The organism is Burkholderia sp. ABCPW 14, assembly GCF_001523835.1.
GTDB lineage: Bacteria > Pseudomonadota > Gammaproteobacteria > Burkholderiales > Burkholderiaceae > Burkholderia > Burkholderia mayonis.
In genome coordinates this window covers 1-15519 of record NZ_LOVS01000072.1, presented here as the reverse complement: position 1 = coordinate 15519, position 15519 = coordinate 1, and the positions used below count along the sequence as shown (strand labels likewise).

Annotated in this window: 21 protein-coding genes and 2 pseudogenes; 2 read left to right on the top strand and 21 right to left on the bottom strand. The window is 66.5% G+C overall.

Annotated elements, in window-relative coordinates; all coding sequences use genetic code 11:
• Positions 1-6: 6 nt before the first annotated feature.
• The 7 genes and pseudogenes from WS62_RS10715 to WS62_RS38790 all read right to left on the bottom strand — a co-directional run.
• Complete coding sequence (locus WS62_RS10715; RefSeq protein WP_066570826.1) at positions 7-678, bottom strand: tail fiber assembly protein; 672 nt, start codon at positions 676-678, stop codon at positions 7-9.
• 16 nt (positions 679-694) lie between these two features.
• Complete coding sequence (locus WS62_RS10710; protein ID WP_066570825.1) at positions 695-3067, bottom strand: phage tail fiber protein; 2373 nt, start codon at positions 3065-3067, stop codon at positions 695-697.
• Between the two features lies 1 nt (position 3068).
• Entirely contained in the window at positions 3069-3623 is a 555-nt protein-coding gene (locus tag WS62_RS10705) for a phage tail protein I (protein ID WP_066570824.1), read from the bottom strand.
• Complete coding sequence (locus WS62_RS10700) at positions 3616-4521, bottom strand: baseplate J/gp47 family protein (protein WP_066570823.1); 906 nt, start codon at positions 4519-4521, stop codon at positions 3616-3618. Before WS62_RS10700 ends, WS62_RS10705 begins: the two co-directional genes overlap by 8 nt.
• Positions 4518-4880, bottom strand: a complete 363-nt coding sequence (locus WS62_RS10695; protein WP_066570822.1) for a GPW/gp25 family protein — start codon at positions 4878-4880, stop codon at positions 4518-4520. The genes WS62_RS10700 and WS62_RS10695 overlap by 4 nt, the downstream gene beginning before the upstream one ends.
• A complete protein-coding gene (locus WS62_RS10690) occupies positions 4877-5557 on the bottom strand; it encodes a phage baseplate assembly protein V (protein WP_066570821.1) in 681 nt (226 codons plus the stop codon). Before WS62_RS10690 ends, WS62_RS10695 begins: the two co-directional genes overlap by 4 nt.
• Positions 5479-5712 (bottom strand): annotated as a pseudogene (locus WS62_RS38790) (hypothetical protein); the annotation flags it as partial. The gene WS62_RS10690 and the pseudogene WS62_RS38790, both read right to left, overlap by 79 nt.
• Positions 5713-5731: 19 nt before the next feature.
• Between WS62_RS38790 and WS62_RS10685 the strand changes: the two are divergent.
• On the top strand, positions 5732-6523 hold the full coding sequence (locus WS62_RS10685) for a DNA-methyltransferase (protein WP_066570951.1): 792 nt from the start codon (positions 5732-5734) through the stop codon (positions 6521-6523).
• A 559-nt stretch (positions 6524-7082) separates the two neighbouring features.
• Here the strand turns inward: WS62_RS10685 and WS62_RS10680 are convergent.
• The 14 genes and pseudogenes from WS62_RS10680 to WS62_RS10615 all read right to left on the bottom strand — a co-directional run bounded on the left by WS62_RS10680 (position 7083) and on the right by WS62_RS10615 (position 14096).
• Positions 7083-7391, bottom strand: coding sequence for a hypothetical protein (locus tag WS62_RS10680; protein ID WP_066488515.1), 309 nt, complete (start codon positions 7389-7391; stop codon positions 7083-7085).
• Positions 7392-7659: 268 nt separating this feature from the next.
• Positions 7660-8127, bottom strand: coding sequence for a phage virion morphogenesis protein (locus WS62_RS10675; protein WP_082720859.1), 468 nt, complete (start codon positions 8125-8127; stop codon positions 7660-7662).
• Positions 8124-8540, bottom strand: a complete 417-nt coding sequence (locus WS62_RS10670) for a phage tail protein (RefSeq protein ID WP_066570820.1) — start codon at positions 8538-8540, stop codon at positions 8124-8126. The genes WS62_RS10675 and WS62_RS10670 overlap by 4 nt, the downstream gene beginning before the upstream one ends.
• On the bottom strand, positions 8533-8808 hold the full coding sequence (gene lysC / locus WS62_RS38045) for an Rz1-like lysis system protein LysC (protein WP_231748260.1): 276 nt from the start codon (positions 8806-8808) through the stop codon (positions 8533-8535). The genes WS62_RS10670 and lysC overlap by 8 nt, the downstream gene beginning before the upstream one ends.
• Positions 8729-9085: pseudogene (gene lysB, locus WS62_RS10660) on the bottom strand (Rz-like lysis system protein LysB); the annotation flags it as partial. The pseudogene lysB and the gene lysC, both read right to left, overlap by 80 nt.
• Positions 9082-9894: an N-acetylmuramidase domain-containing protein gene (locus tag WS62_RS10655; RefSeq protein WP_066570817.1), complete on the bottom strand. Its 813-nt coding sequence runs from the start codon at positions 9892-9894 to the stop codon at positions 9082-9084. The gene WS62_RS10655 and the pseudogene lysB, both read right to left, overlap by 4 nt.
• The gene (locus WS62_RS10650) at positions 9891-10163 is read right to left on the bottom strand and encodes a phage holin family protein (protein ID WP_066488505.1); all 273 of its coding nucleotides are present in this window, start codon (positions 10161-10163) and stop codon (positions 9891-9893) included. Before WS62_RS10650 ends, WS62_RS10655 begins: the two co-directional genes overlap by 4 nt.
• Before the next feature lies 1 nt (position 10164).
• Positions 10165-10509: a putative holin gene (locus WS62_RS10645; RefSeq protein ID WP_066570816.1), complete on the bottom strand. Its 345-nt coding sequence runs from the start codon at positions 10507-10509 to the stop codon at positions 10165-10167.
• A 14-nt stretch (positions 10510-10523) separates the two neighbouring features.
• Complete coding sequence (locus WS62_RS10640) at positions 10524-10730, bottom strand: tail protein X (protein WP_066570815.1); 207 nt, start codon at positions 10728-10730, stop codon at positions 10524-10526.
• Positions 10727-10978 carry a hypothetical protein gene (locus tag WS62_RS10635; protein ID WP_044368026.1) on the bottom strand — a complete coding sequence of 84 codons (252 nt, stop codon included), beginning with the start codon at positions 10976-10978 and terminating at the stop codon, positions 10727-10729. The genes WS62_RS10640 and WS62_RS10635 overlap by 4 nt, the downstream gene beginning before the upstream one ends.
• Complete coding sequence (locus WS62_RS10630; protein WP_066570814.1) at positions 10978-11457, bottom strand: head completion/stabilization protein; 480 nt, start codon at positions 11455-11457, stop codon at positions 10978-10980. The genes WS62_RS10635 and WS62_RS10630 overlap by 1 nt, the downstream gene beginning before the upstream one ends.
• A 99-nt stretch (positions 11458-11556) precedes the next feature.
• Positions 11557-12246, bottom strand: coding sequence for a phage terminase small subunit (locus WS62_RS10625; RefSeq protein ID WP_066570813.1), 690 nt, complete (start codon positions 12244-12246; stop codon positions 11557-11559).
• Positions 12243-13253, bottom strand: coding sequence for a phage major capsid protein, P2 family (locus WS62_RS10620; RefSeq protein WP_066570812.1), 1011 nt, complete (start codon positions 13251-13253; stop codon positions 12243-12245). Before WS62_RS10620 ends, WS62_RS10625 begins: the two co-directional genes overlap by 4 nt.
• 33 nt (positions 13254-13286) lie before the next feature.
• Positions 13287-14096: a GPO family capsid scaffolding protein gene (locus tag WS62_RS10615; RefSeq protein ID WP_066570811.1), complete on the bottom strand. Its 810-nt coding sequence runs from the start codon at positions 14094-14096 to the stop codon at positions 13287-13289.
• Positions 14097-14240: 144 nt separating this feature from the next.
• On the opposite strand from WS62_RS10615, the gene WS62_RS10610 reads away from it, so the two are divergent.
• Positions 14241-15519: terminase large subunit domain-containing protein (locus WS62_RS10610; protein ID WP_066570810.1), on the top strand; the 1279-nt coding region annotated here is incomplete at its 3' end.

Sequence of the window (15519 nt, the reverse complement as noted above, 5' to 3'; positions counted from 1 at the left end):
CCGGCGTCAGGCCGGGGCGTGTTCGGTGTCCGCCTGCGCGCTGTCGCCGGCGGCCGCCGCATCGGCGGGCGCCATGCCTTCGGGCGCGACCGGCTCGGGCGCGGGCGGTACGTATGGCGTGGGCGTGTCGGGCCACGCGATCGCGTCCGGGAACGTGTCTTTCTGGATCGCCGCGACGAGCGCCATCTGGTAGGCCGACCAGGCTTTGAAGTAGTACGACTGCTCGTCGTCGAGCTGGCCCGCCGCGTAGGCGTCCGCTTTGCCGAGGTTCTCCCGGCGCGCGATCGACAACCGCCGTTCGAACTCGGCCATCGCGGCGTCGCGCTTCTCGCGCGCGATCAGCTCGGGCGGCACGGCCCACGCGCCGTCGATCCACGCGTGCCGATCGGACGGCCGCGGCTCGGTCGTGAGGCCGAGGTCGGCCGGCGTCTTGCCCGCGATCGCGATCTCGACCGGCTCGCCCGTGTCCGTCCGATAGCAGACGCGGCCGCGATAGTCGGGCAGCAGGAACCACGCGCCGTCGCGATGGAACGGCCACGTGGTCGGCGTGCGCGCCGGCGGTGCGTCGAGCGTCGCGGACGCCGGAATCAGCCAGCGGCCGTCGTTGCGCGGATCGGCGTCCGGCTGGCCGCTGCTCATATATTCTCCCGTCGACGGGCTGTAGTGATGAATCAACATGTCGTGTCTCTCGTGGTTAGTAGGCGCGAATCAATGCGAGCAGCGCGACGTTGCGGGGGCGGGACTCGTCGCCGCCGTCGGGCTGAACCGTGATGACGTGCGCGTGCCGGCCCGCGGCGCCGATGCCGACGGTGTGGCCGTGATTGCCGTTTCCTTCCGTGTTGAACTCGTGGTTGTGGTTGCCCGCGGGGCTGGTGAGGAACCACTTGTTGTCCCAGTCTTCCGTTTGCGCGCCGAAGCGGTCGTTCTCACCGTTGGTTCCCCACGGTGGCGTAAATGACCGATCGTTTTGCCCGAACGGGACGACGTGCTGGTGATCGCCCACGCCGTTCGTCCAGCCGTGGTGGCCGTGCCAGCCCTGAACGTCGGTCCATGCGCTGTGGGCATGGTCAGGCACTTCGCTCGCGCCCGCGCCGTGCGCGTGCGAGTGGTTCTGGTCGCCCTGGAACGCGCCAATCTGGCGGCTCGCGTCGACGCCGCCGCGTGCATCGGACCAGCATCGAATGAATTCGCCGCGCAGCTCGGGCAAACGGAACGTCGCCGCGCCGTCGCCGGTCGAGAAGCAGCCCCAGCGATCCTTCATCCACTCGTCGTCGGACACGAGCGCGCCGCTCGCCTGCGCATACGCCCACAATTCCGGGTAGTCGGCGCGGTTCACGAGCACGCCGTTCGCCTTGAGGAAGCCCGGCCGTACCGTCGTGCGCGGCTCGAAAACGATCTGTCCAATCGTCGTGGTCGACAGGACGGACCGAACCCATTCGGTCGTCGCGAGACGCGTCGAGCGATCGGTCGCCGGCGGCGTCGGCCCTGTGACGGGCTGCTCGAACACGGCAAGCGTCGGCGAGAAGCGCACGACGACGCGCGTGTTGCACGTCACGCCAAACTCGCCGTCCGCCGCGTGATAGAGGCCGGTATCCGGCGCGCCGTCGTTGGCGAACGTGAGCGACGGCGCGGACGGGCTGCCTTCGGCGAGCACGAGCCGCTTGCCCGGCGCGAACGCCACGTCGCCGCCCACCGTGCCGCCCTTGCTCTTGTCGAGCGGGTCGAGGTTGCCTTCGTGCCACGCAACTCTTCCGTCGATGCGGAACGTGCGGCTTGCGAATTCGTAATGAAACGAGCCGAGCGTCGGCGACCACCAACCGACCCCGCTCTTGCTCGCGTAGTGATAGCCGTCGAGCGGGCCGAGCCGAATGTGGGCTTCCGAGGCGCCTTGGCCGACACTCAGGTCGCGAGCGACATCGACGGCTCCGCCGAATGCGGCACCCGATCCGTTGCCGTCGATGATCACCTTGCCCGTCAACAGTGACCACGAAAACGGCCGATAGTCGTTGTACGTGCCGTTCGCATCGCCCTTTTTCGTCGACAGCAGATAGACGCGCTGACCATCGTTGCGCACGAGCGCGCCGTAGCCGTCGCAGACCGCGCGGAAGTGGCCGCCGGCGCCCCCGGCGTCGATCGCGCGCGACGTGACGCCCTCCGACGCGTCAATGCCGCCGCGCACCTGCAGCGCAGTCTTGCCGTCGTCCTCCCGGTCGCCGATCAGCACGCGGCCGCCGGATGTGAGGCGCACCGCGCGCATCTGTTTCGCGTCGCTGCGCGCGTCGTTGTTCGTGCCGTCGTTCAACCAGATGTCGAAGTACTCGCTGCCCCATGCGCCCGCACCGAAGCCGGCGCGATACGACGCGACGAGGCGCGGGCTCAGGTCAGGCAGCGAGGCGTCGCTGAACGTGGCGAACAGGCGGCCCTTGCTTTCCTTGCCGGCCCCGGCTGTCTTCGGCGACACCTCGACTTGCGCCGTGCGGTCGTCGACATCGGCGACGACGCGCACGCGGCCGTCGAACGTCGCGCCCGACAGCGCCGCGTAGCGTCGCTTCGCCGTCTTCGGCGTGACGGCGCGCGTGTCGTCGTCGCCGGCGTCGACTTCGGCCTGCGTGGCGAGCTCGACGACGCCCTTGCGCTCGGTCGTCGCCGGCGGGTTCAGGAACGTCGCCGGCCCGAACTCGAGCTTCGCCGCGTCGATCGTCGCGAAAACGACGTCGGTCGCGAGCAGCATCATCGCCGCGGGCGATTTTTCGAGAATCGGCGTGTCCTGCACGTAGACGGCGAACAGCACGCCGCTGTCGAGGTACAGGCCGAACGCATACAGCGAATACTGGTCGCTCGTGTCGTCCTGGATCACGACATGCACCGTGTCCGGCGCGACGTTGTCGCCGCCGAACGTCGTCACGCGCTTGCGCTCGTTCGGCATCGCCTTCATGCCGCGGTCGAACGCGAACGGCGCGGTGCCGAGCCCGATCTCGACGACGCGACGCGCAGTGGTGCCGGTGTTGCCGGGGGCGACGAGTGCCGCCCGGCCGGCGTCGGTGAGGTTGATGAGGGTTCCAGCCATGTCAGATATCCGTGAGGGACAGACGGCGATAGATCGCCGCGCGCGCGCCGGCGCCGATGCGCTGCGTGCCGGTCGCGTTGAAGCACTGCGTGAACGTGTAGTGCGCGGTGCCGCGTTTCGCCCGATCGACTTCGGCGATGATGTCGGCGACGTATTCGACGGTCGCGGGGATGCCGTCGCGCGCGCCGACCGTCATCAGGATTTCGAAGGTGCCCGGCCGGCCCTTCGGCGTCTTCTCGAACCATTCGCGCATTACGACGTTCGCGCCGAACGACGCGCACACGTCGCGCACGGCCGCGGCCGTGCCTTTCTTGCGTGCGATCCGAATCGCCGCTTTCACGCGCGCGCGCTTCACCTGCTCGGGCCAGTAGTCCTTCCACGTCTCGACGCCGAGGTGCCACGCGAGCCACGGCAGGAACCGCAGCGGGATTGTGTCGGGATTCATCAGCGTGCCGATGTCGACCGGAATCGTGCTGATGCGCGCGTTCGTCTCCGCGAGCCGGCGTTCGAGCGCGGTCGCGTTCGGGGGCAGCAGCGAGGTTGCCAACTTAGTCATCCGCGACCCCGCCGTCGATCAGTTCGATTCCGGTGCAGTACGGCGCCTGCTCGGCCGTCACGGAGACGCCGCCGGCGGGCGAGTCGAGCAGCACCTTTTGCACGCCGGCGACGCGCATCGCCGCATGCAGGCCGTCGACCGTGATTTCCATGCCGATGCGGCGCATGTCGGCGGCGAACTTCGCGGTGCGCCTGTTCGCTTCGGCGAGCGCAACAGCGCGATCGGGGCCGGAGAAGAAGCGCAGCGTCGCGCGGATCGCGTACGGCACGACCTTCGCGCTCTGCACGATCACCTGGTCGGTTTGCGGGCGCACGCCTTCCAGCGCCGCACGCACGATGCCGATCAGTTCGTCGCTCGCCGTGCCGTCGCCTTCGCGCGACAGGACCGTGACAACCATCACGCACGGTTCGGGACTGCGCGCAGACGCGGACAGCACGCGGCCGTCCGCCGCGCGCGCGTGGAACACGTACGCCTCTTCGGGGCCGGCGACGGAGAAGCCGCGCGGCGCGAGCTGCACGCGCTCGCGCAGACTGTCGTCGTCTTCGTCGACCTGCTCGACGTCGTGCTCCGGATCGGCCGCCGTGATCACCAGCCGCTCGACATCGAACAGCGCCGCGATGTGGTCGAGCGTCGTGCCGCGGGCGTACGCGAGCAGCACGCCGCGCGACGTGTCGTTGATGAGCTGCCGCAGCAGCACTTCGCGATACGCGTTCTCCTGTAGCACGCGGGTCACGGGCTCCGATTCGAGCGCGAGCGTCGCGGCGATTTCCGCCTGGTGCTCGACCGGATACAGCGACACGAGCCGCGCTTTGCGCTCGGCGAACAGCGTCTCGAAGTCGACCGGCTCGACGATATCCGGGGCCGGAAGCTGCGAAAGATCGATGGGCGTGCTTCTCACGATGCGCCCCCGTTCGACAGCGGCACGCGCAGCGAGGCGAGCTCGTCGCGCTCGTCCGTCCATCCTTCGATGTCGACGAACTGCCGGCCCGCGAACGCGTCGGTGGCGGCCGCCGAAATCTGAATGCGCGTGACCGTCAGGCGAGGTTCCCATCGCATCAGTGCGGTCGCGATCGCCGCGAAGAGGCGAATGCGCGTCGCGCCGTTGGCGGGCGCGTCGATCAGGTCGGGCAGCTCCGAGCCGAACGCGCGGCGCTGGATGCACGACGCGAGCGGCGTCGTGATGATCTTGCCGATCGACTGCGCGAGATGGTCGAGCCCGGAAATCGCGCGGCCGGTGACGGCGTTCATGCCCCTCATAGCGGCTGGCTCACTTCGGCCGATTCGCCACGCGCCTGGTGCGTGTGGTGCGGCACGCTCTTGCCCATCGAGCGCACTTCGCCTGTGAAATCGGCCGCACCGTCGATGCGCATCACGTTGCCGTCGCCGGCGCTGCCCGTGCCCGTCATGCCAGACTCGAACGCAAGCGGCCCTTTTACGAGCAATGCGCCCGTGCAGGTCGTCTGCTCGGCGTCGAGCGTGACCGATGCGGCCTTCACGGTCGCCGATTCCGTCTCGACCGTGATCGACACGGGCGCGACAACGCGCACGGTCGCGCCGGCGGGCAGCTCGGCAGTGAGCGCATGGGCGTCGTGGTCGTAGGTCACGCGTGCGCCGTCCGCATAGATTCGGGTGTGGGTGTTCGGCCGGTTGTCGGGGGCGGGGAACGCGTCGGAGAAGACGCCGCGCAGCACGACGCCTTGCGCAAGGTCGCCCATCGCGCCGAGCACGACGACTTGCTCGCCCTTCGTCGGCGGCGACCACTCGCGCGTGTTACCGGCCGCCGGCGCGAGCCAGGGAATCCAGTTCGTTTGCAGGCCGTCGTCGTCCGACTCGCCGACCGACACGCGGCAGAGGCCCGCCGTGTGGTCGACATCGAGAATCGAGCCTTTGCGCACGACGTTGCGTGCTTGCCGTTGAATTTCGTTCGCATCCATACCGGCAATGGTGCCGGCCGCTCGCGCGGGGCGCGAGCACTCGCCTTTGTCGTGCCGCCGGGTACAGCGTGCTCGTGATCCGCGCAGTGAAACGTGCGTCGACAATGGCCGCTCGATACACGCAACGACGCGCGCAGCGTGCGCCGCGCGCGCATTTTTTACTCTCGCAACACGATGACGATTCAACCTACCGACGCCGCGCCCGCGGCCGATCTTGCCCCGCTACTCGACCGACTTCACGCGACGGACGCGCTCACGCTGGCGCGCATGCTGCCCGACGCTTCAATCGACATGGTGTTCACCGATCCGCCGTATTCGTCCGGCGGACTGCACACGTCGGCGCGCACGCGGCCGCCGAGCGAGAAGTACATCAACAGCGGCGTGAAGGCCGAGTACGAGGACTTCGACAGCGACAACATGGACCAGCGCGCGTGGGCGTTCTGGTGCCACGCGTGGCTGACGGAATGCCGCCGCGCGTTGAAGTCGGGCGGCCTGCTCGTGTGCTTCATCGACTGGCGGCAGCTTCCGACGCTTACCGATGTCGTGCAGGCGGCCGGCTTGATCCTGCGCGGCGTCGCGGTATGGGACAAGACGCCCGGCCGCGCGCGGCCGCGGCGCGGCGGCTTCGCGCAGCAGGCCGAATTCGTCGTGTGGGCGAGCCGCGGCGCGATGCGCGACAGCGATGTGTATCTGCCGGGCGTGTTCCCGTCTCGCCTGCCGTTGCCGAAGCGCCACGTCACCGAGAAGCCGCTCGACGTGGCGCGTGAGGTCATGCGGCTCGTGCCGGCCGGGGGCGTGGTGTGCGACCTGTTTGCCGGCTCGGGCACGTTTCTCGCCGCGGCGCGCGAGGCCGGCTTGCACTGGATTGGGTGCGAAACGAACGCGGCCTACCACGCAATCGCATCAGCCCGGCTCGATGCCGCGGTAGGTGAATTAGCGGTTCAGATAGCGCAACGCGCTGACTAGTCTTGCATTTTGCGTACTAGTTCACTCACCGACAAGACGTCTGGCCAGCGTAAGTGACGCACGTTCGCCGCTCTGCACCTAGGCGATAGTAAAAGGGGCGGCATCCGCCTTGGTTGCCGCTGAACTGGAACGATTTAACCTTGTTCTCCATGTCCACTTCTAAATCGATCTCACACGCATAGTTCACGGGCACTGCCCGCATTGTGGTAGCCGTAGCGTGATATGTCGTCATTCCGAATGGTCCTGTCGAATATCCATTTGCATAAGACTGCTGCGGAACAAAATTTGTCCCGTTCCGATCAACACTCCAAACGTATATGTGGTGCCCAGCCACTTGTCGCTCACCTGATGGATAGCCAAGCTTTGAGATGGCTTCGTCAATGGGTTCCCCAAGCAATGTGTTCAAGCGTTCCGAAAATGCCTGATTCGTGATGCAACCTGTGAAAAGCGTGGTCGCGAATGCAATCGCACTTGAGATCAACGCACGAGATTTCATGAATCCCCAGATTATTTTTGATAATGATTTGGAGGGCTGTTGGATAGCGGGCACAAAATCAAATCATCGGCGCTTGATGGCGCTGACTTTTTCATTTTCGTCTTTGTTGACAATGTCGTAGATCGTGTACTTGTCACCCCGGTACGAAACGACCCTTGAGCATATTACGACCTCCGATGGAGGAAGCCACAGCGAGCTATCGATTACGTCCCCCGCAAGCACCTCGTAGACGGCACCCGACAACATAAACAGATATGAGCCATCGTTACTCTTGCTTTGCAGATCATCATCTTCGCAGGAAGAGGCGTACGTCGGCGACGATGCGAGGAGAGCGACCAGAGTGACGACAATCCTCAAAATACGATCCGCCATGGCCCCCTCCAAATTACTTTTTTTAAAACCGATTCGATGGATACGTCATTCATCTATCGGAAACGTACCTCAGAGTTCTACTATAGGTCAATCTCAACAAATCCTCGCATCAGATACGGGACGGAATGTCGAGCGATTTTCGTAGGTTAGTCGAAATGAAATCGCAAGCGCGTTCGCTGAATGGAAGCAACGTGTATATCGATGTCGTACATCAATATGAGCACGCGCGCCTAGTGTCGATTGCGCAGCGCGGGGTCACGGAACCGATTCAGCGGTTTAGATAGCGTAGCAGCCGATCGCGCACGAGCTCGCGATCAGCGTCAGCGAAACCAAGCACGACGCGAACCGGATACTGCGCGAGCGGGCCGCCCGGCTCGACGGGCGCTTTCTGCCCTTCCTGGTGGACGCGCGCGATGCGCGAGAGCCGTTCGTCGAAGCCGATCGCGAGCCCGGCGTCGTCTACGTCGATTCGCAGATAGCGCGCGGCGCGCAGCTTCCGAAACATCGCTTCGCGCTTGATGCGGCCGGCCTTGTCGCGCAAGTGCTTGCCGCCGCGTTTCACCTTCCGCGGCGCGTACGCGGACCCGTCCGGATTCCGCTGCGCGGCGACGCGCGACTGCTGCGCGCGGCGCAGATCGCGGCCGAGCTCGCGCAGCAGTTGACGGCGGGCCGCCGGCGACAATTTCGCCAGCAGCGCGCCGGCCCATTTTTCGAGCGCTTGAAGATCGTCCGTCATGCGAGCCACTCGTCGGCCGCGTCGTCGATGTGCTCGACCGTCCGGTTGCCGGCTTCGTCGGTTCCGACCACGACGCTTTCCGATAGCTTCACTTTTAGCCCGAGGTCGACGGCGTTGTTCGACAGGATGTCCGCGACGAACGTGATGCCGTCGCGGCGCTCGTCGCGGTTCGTCACAAGGTCCGGCTGATTCGCGCGCGCCCACTCAACGACGGCGACCATCACGTCGTCCGCACTGCCGACGAAATCGCGAATGATGATCTCGCACTCGTATTCATAGTCGAACGACGCCGTGCGCGTGCCCGTCGCTTCGATCCGGCCGTCGTTGACGAACACGAGCAGTTGATCCGGCGAAGCGCTGAGCTGCGGCAACGCGGCGACGAGCGCCGCACGTAGGCTGTTCGGCTTATTCATCGCTGCCCGCCCGCCACGCGCGCGCCTGGCACGTCGCGATCATGTCGACTTCGGACGCGCAGCGCGCCCACGCCGCGCGCGCGACGTGCAGCGCGTCGCTCAGTTCACCGTTGGTTCGCGGCGCCATCGCCGGCATCGTGCAGCGTGTCACGCTCGCGCATTCGTTGAGCGTAATCGTCGGCGCCTGTGAGGGCGGGGCTTGCGTGCAGGCGCACAACGTCGTCAGGCAGAGCGCCAGCAGCCCAGGTGCGCACGGCGGCGTTTTCATCGATCAGTCTCCGCAGTTCGTTACGATAGGTCGCGAGCGTCGCGTCGACGCCGGCGCGCGCGCGGTCGAGCTGCTCGCGTTGCGCATCCTTTGCCTTGGCGTCGGCCAGCAGACGCTCGATGACGGCGGCGCTCGCTTGCGCGTCGTGATTCGCACGGCGCGCATCGTCGGTCGCCCGGTCGAGCTGCTCGCGCAGCGCGCGGCTGTGTTGGCAGCTCGCGACCAGCGCAATCAACGCGAGCAGCGCCAGCCACGGCGTTAGGCGCGCGAGGTTCATGCGGCCGCCTTGCCGGCGCCGGCGTATTTCGTATAGGCGCGGTCGAGCTTCACGTCATACAGGTTGATCGCGAATTCCGAGCCGTTGTAGCCTTCCGCGAACGCCGCCCACTTCCGGCCCCGGAGCGCGGCCAGCAGCTTCTTGTCGGCCGCGACGTACCGCACGAATGCGTCGAGGTGCTCGGCTTCACCCAGCTCCATGCGGGACACGAAATCATCGACATTCGCGTAGCCGAGGCGCTTCCAGTGATACGCCATGATCTGGAACGCGCCCCAGCTCGCCGACTCGTACGCGGACGCCGCGTCGATCCGCGCCGCGGTGTCGAGCCGCACGTATTCGGCGGCGCCGCCCTGGTAGCCGCCGCGTTTCGGATTGACGACGCTCGGGTTCTGTTTCGCGCCGGCGACGGCCGCGTTCATGCCGAGATTCACGCCGAGCCGCTGATACATGACGTGGCGCTCGAACAGGATTTTGGGTCGGCCGTCGTCCAGAAAGCCCACGCCGCGCGACTCGACTTCGTTGACGGCGCGCACGCACGCGACGGATACGCCGAGCGTGTCGGCCGCGCGCACGAGGTCGGCGTCCGTCAGGTGCTTCGGGTCGCGCTGCCCGCTGGCGAGCACCCGGTACGTCTTCGGGCCGGCGATGCCATCGACGACAAGGCCCGCGGCTGCCTGTAACGTCTGGACGGCGCGCTCGGTCTGCTCGTCGTAGAGGTGCGACACGTCGACCGGATAGCCGGCGCGCACGAGGCGCTGCTGCAGCAAACCGACTTCCGCGCCGTGATCGTTGAATCGAAGGATGTTCACGCTTCGTCACTCCGTAGAAGGCGCGCGACGTTGCCGCGCGCGAGGTACACCAGCACGGCGAGCAGAACCGCGAGCGCCGCGTGAAAAAAGCCGGTCGGCTTCGGATGAAACAGCAGCTCGATCGCCGAGCCGCCCGAAATCGCGACGATCACCCAGGCCGCCCAGGCGACGTGGAAGCGATGCCGCGCGCCGTTCTTGCGGTAGGTCAGCACGCGCACGATGACGGCGAAGTGCGCGGCGAGCGCGACAAGTGCAGACGAGACATGCACGTCAGTCTCCCTTGCGGAACAGCGCGAACAGGTCCATGCCCTTCACGCGCTCGATCAGCGTCAGCGTGACCGCGATCACGAGCGCGGCCGCGAAGAACGCGGCGACGCCCGTCGAGCGGATCGGCACCGCGTGGACGATCTCGGGCGCGGCCAGGTAGCCCATCACGAGCGAGATGAGCATGTACACGGCGCGCTTCGCGAGGCCGAGGTCTTTCGACGTGACGACCACGAGCGCAGCGCCTGCGAATGCGCCGATCAGCGCGTCGCCGTCGACACCCGGCGCGATGCCGGCGAGGCCGACCGCGGCGAACAGCGCCGCGGCCGAGGTGGTGTTCGGTTCAGCCATTCAATCGGCTCCGGTCAGTCAAACAGTTGCAATAGCGGCGTGGTCGGCTCGATCGCGTTGCGCTCCGGCATCTCCACGACGGTTCCCATGGGGAGCACGACGCCGAGCTCGGCGAGGCCGGGATTCGCTTCCAGCACGGCTTCGACCGTGCCCGCCGTGCTGCCGTAGTGCCGCCAGCACAGCGCGTCGAGCGTCTCGCCTTGGAGCGCGGCGACCTTCACTTCGTCAGCTCCTGCCCGTCGCGCCCAAACACGCCGCGCACGCGCGGCTTGATCCGAGCCACCCGGCGGGCGAGAACATCCCCCCGTATGGCCGCCTCAGCTTCGGAGCGACGCGAGCAATAGGCGATCTCGCACCAGAACAGGACCGCGACGCGTCGCTGGACCTGGTACGCGCCCGGTTGATACAGCTGGCCGAGGTAGACGCGTGACCGGGCGAACTGCCGGATGCGGTACATGGGGCGGGCCATCAGATCAGCTCCACGGTCGAGCGCGCGATGCCGAGGATGTCGCTGATCGCCCACCGCGCATTGCGCCGCGACTCGTCGACGGTTTCCGCGAGCTCGGCCGCCGCCTGGCCGCCGCTCTTCGTCGTGTCGTAGCCGCGGTACTTCTCGGTCACGTCGGCGTGCGTCAGGTGGTACACCGCGCGCCGGTAGCGCAAAACGTGCGCCGATTCGCCGTCGATGCGCGCGGCCGGCACGTCGGCAAGCGTCGTCGCGCCCGCGGCGCGCTGCCGCGTGCGCCACGTGGCGAGCTCGTCGTTCACGGTCAGCATCGCATCGCGCGCGGCGTGCCGCAGCCGCTCGGCCGTCACGGTGCCGTCCAGGCGCATCGCATCGCGCAGCGCGGACAGATCGATGGCCGGGAAGAAGCCGTCGTTCGTCAACGTGCCTTCGATCGGCGTCGCCGCGACGGTGGGCGCGGCAGTAGCGACAAAACTGTTCATGGTCGATTCGAAATGAGGTGGCGGTGGACCGGCGCACCAGGTCCGTAACCGTCAGGCGTGGGGCCTGTGCGCCGGTGCCGCCATGCCGAGGTGGGCTCTTTACGTGCCGTCGGCGCCGTCGCCCCGACGGCCCGCGGCTTCGACCTGCTTCGTCAGCCGGTCGATGTCCTTTTTCACGCCAACGCGATCGTTCAGCGCGACCGCGCGGCGCAGATAGTCGAGCGCGCGCGCCGGCGCGGCGGCCTGCGTCGCGTAGCCGAGCGCCTTGTATAGCTTCGCGCGTACCTGGTCGTGCATGTCGGCGTCGCGCGTCAGGTCGTCGACGAGCTCGAGACTCGCCGCGTCGAACGTCCCGCCGTCCATGAACGACGACAGCGCGGCGTCGGCGAACTGCTCGGCGACGAGCGACGCGAGCGAGCGCTCGAACTGGTCGGGCAGCGTCAGGCCGTGCGCGAGCGCGTAGGCCGCGATCGCGAGCGCGCCGTCGAAGTCGCCGGCGTCGATGCGCCAGACCATCACCGTCACGAGCACGTCGTCCTGCGCGCCGCGGCCGCCGCTCAACACGCCCGCCACGTAGTCGGCGTACTCCGGCAGCAGCTTGCGTTTCAGCTCGATCTTCCGCTCGATCGACTGAATGCCTTTGAGCGCGCGGCGGTCGGCCGCGAGCTTCGCGAGCATCAGCTCATACGGCGTCGCGCCTTTCATCGTCTCGCCGGACGACACGGCGGCCGCCGCGCGCGCGGCCGAGACGCGTTCGAAGTGCGCGCGGGCGGGCGTGTTGATCGTCATGCCGCCGCCAGTTCGATGTTTTCGGCCACGCAGCCGCAGCCGAAGTCTTCGACGACGTAGGCGTCGTTCGACGATTCGTAGTTCTCGATGCGGTCGCGCTTCGGGTTGTCGATCAGTGCGCGCCGGCGCGCGCCTTCCTGGTAGTAGATCGACAGGTTGTCGAGCTTCGTCACCATCAGCGCGCGTTTCGGGAAGTGCGGCACGCGCACGGCCGGCAGGTTGCCGATGCGTTTCTGGCTCACGATCAGATCGGATGCGAGCTGCTCGGTCGGCGCCTGCTTCGCGTTGACGATCGGGAAATACTTGTCGTGCAGCAGCTCGCGGCCGCAGATCACGACGAGGCCTGTGTCTTCCTGGAACCACGGATCGATCATCGACGAGACGATATCCATCACGAGCGCGTCGAGGTTCTCGTAGTCGCCCGCCTTGCCGACCAGCACCTTGCCGGCCTGTTTGCCCTCGTGGAGCACGCGCTGCGCGGCGCGCTCGCGGTACTGTTGCAGCCAGCCGATATTGACGTCCTGCAACAGCGGGTTTGCCTGCCTGTCGGTCGTCGCGGCCGCTCTAACGCCGTGCCAGCCCGCCATGATGCGATCGATTGCGGACTGATTAAGAATCACGTTGCGGATGCGCTGCTGGAAGTCGGGGAACTTCGCCCATGCGTCGAGCTTGCGATACGGAATCGCCGTGTCATAGTCGGTCTTCTCGCAGCGATAGCGGTTGCTGTCGAGGCTTGTCGGGTCGACCGGCTGGCGGTCCGCCTTCGTCGTGTCGGTGCGGCTAGCGATCGGGCCGGATACCGACAGGCCGAGCTTTTCGCCTTCGAGCTCGGTCACGGGGAGGATGTTGATGCGGTTGAGAAATTCGCTCGATTCCTGCATCTTCGTTTCGAGCTTCTGTTGCACGGTCGGCTCGACCGCGAACTTCGTCGACACGTCGCCCGTGTCGTTCAGCTTGGCGATTTGCGCGGCGTACTTTTCGTACGCCTTGCGCGTTTCCTTCCTCATCGGGGAATGCTCCTGTGTGGTGTGCGGGATGGGTCAGCAGTCGGTGACGAGCTCGCCCGTCGAGCCGGTCGAGGGCGGGCGCTGCGGCGCGCCGTTGTCGGTGTTCGATAGCTTCTCGGTGAGCGCTTCGACGGCGGCGACGGCTTCGTCTGCGCGCTTCTTCGCGTCGGCCGCCGCGCTCGTGGCGCTCGCAACGGCCGCGCTCAGCGTCGCGACTTCGCGGCCCGTGTTGTGTGCGTGGGTCGCGACCTGTTCGACCGCCTCGCGCACGTCGGCGAAGCGCTCGTCGTCGTTCTCGCGGTTGCGGGCGAACAGGCCCTTCACCCATTCCTTGATGCCGGCCGTCTCGGTCGCGCCTTCGAATTCGATCGACGTTTCGCACGCGGCCGAGTACACGTTGTTCGTGCGCTTCGCGGCGAATTGCAGTGCTTCGGTGCCGAGGCTCGCCGGGTCGTCGGTCGCGGCGAGCCCGACGAGATACGCCTCGCCGATATCGGCGAAGTCGGGGTTGATTTCGATCGACGTGAAAATCTTCTGGCGCTTCTTCGACAGCGCGACGAGTTCGTCGGTCGGGTCGATCTGTGCATGCAGCGCCATCTTTCCCTTCAGCGGACCGTCTTCGATTTCGGCCGTGTTCAGCGCGATCACGTCGCCGTATGAACCGAACGGGTTGGTGGGCGACAGCGGCGCCCAGCCCTTCAGGTGTTCGAGGTTGACGCGCGCGCCGTACAGCTTCGGGTCGTAGTGCTTCGCCATCTGCGTGAGCCATTCACGCTTGATCTCGCGACCGTCGACGGTCGCGCCTTCCACTGCGACGCGGAAGAATTTCGATTTGCTTGCCATAGAGAGGGTCGAACGTGGGTTGAGTGAGCGTGGTTCTCATGTTCGGCGTTCACGCGCCACGGCTCAACGAGCGGCGTTTGTGGGTCACGCGGGTACAGCGCGCTGCGCGTGCTCGCGCGTGCGCGGCGGCCTACGCTTGGCCGCATGCTCGAAACTACGGACCCTCATCAGCTCGAAAACGACGTGCGCAAGGTCGCGCGCACGCTCTATTGGCAAGGCTGGCGCCTCTCGTCGATCGCCCGTCATCTCGACGTGAAACCCGCGACTGTCGCGTCGTGGTGCCGCCGCGAAAAGTGGAAGGATGCAACGCCCGTCGAACGCATCGAGGCGTCGCTCGAAGTGCGCATGATGGTGCTGATTGCGAAGGACAAGAAGGACGGCGGCGACTACAAGGAAATCGATCTACTCGGCCGACAGGTCGAGCGGCTCGCGCGCGTGCGCAAGTACGACGAGACGGGCAAGGAATCGGACCTGAACCCGAAGATTGCGACGCGCAACGCCGGCCCGAAGCGCCGCGCGCCGCGCAACGAAATCAGCGAGGAACAGCACAAGCGCATCATCGAAGCGTTCCGCGATTCGCTGTTCGATTATCAGAAGGTCTGGTATCGGAACGGCGATCAGCGCACGCGCAACATTCTGAAGTCGCGGCAGATCGGTGCGACGTGGTACTTCGCGCGCGAGGCACTCGTCGACGCGCTCGACACCGACCGCAATCAGATCTTCCTATCGGCGAGCAAGGCTCAGGCGCATGTCTTCAAGCAGTACATCACGCAGTTCGCACGCGACGCCGCCGATGTGGAGCTCACGGGCGATCCGATCATCTTGCCGAGCGGCGCGACGCTGTATTTCCTGGGGACGAACGCACGCACCGCGCAGTCGTACCACGGCAACTTCTATTTCGACGAATACTTTTGGGTTCCGAAGTTCCGCGAGCTGAACAAGGTCGCGTCCGGCATGGCGATGCACAAGCGCTGGCGCAAGACCTACTTCAGCACGCCGTCGAGCGTCACGCACGAAGCGTACGCATTTTGGAGCGGCGCGCATGCGAACCGCGGCCGCGCTGCGGGCGACCGCATCCAGATCGACACGAGCCACGAGGCGCTCGTGCGCGGCATGTTGTGCGAGGACGCGCAGTGGCGGCAGATCGTGACCGTGCTCGACGCGATGGCGGGCGGCTGCGACCTGTTCGACATTGACGAGCTGCGCCGCGAGTACAGCGCCGAGGAATTCGCGAATCTGCTGATGTGCCAGTTCATCGACGATTCGCTGTCGGTGTTCAAGCTGTCGGACCTGCAACGCTGCATGGTCGACTCGTGGGAAGAATGGGCGGACGACTTCTCGCCGCTGCTGCTGCGGCCGTTCGGTCATCGCGAGGTGTGGGTCGGCTACGATCCGGCGCTCACGGGCGATTCGGCGGGCCTCG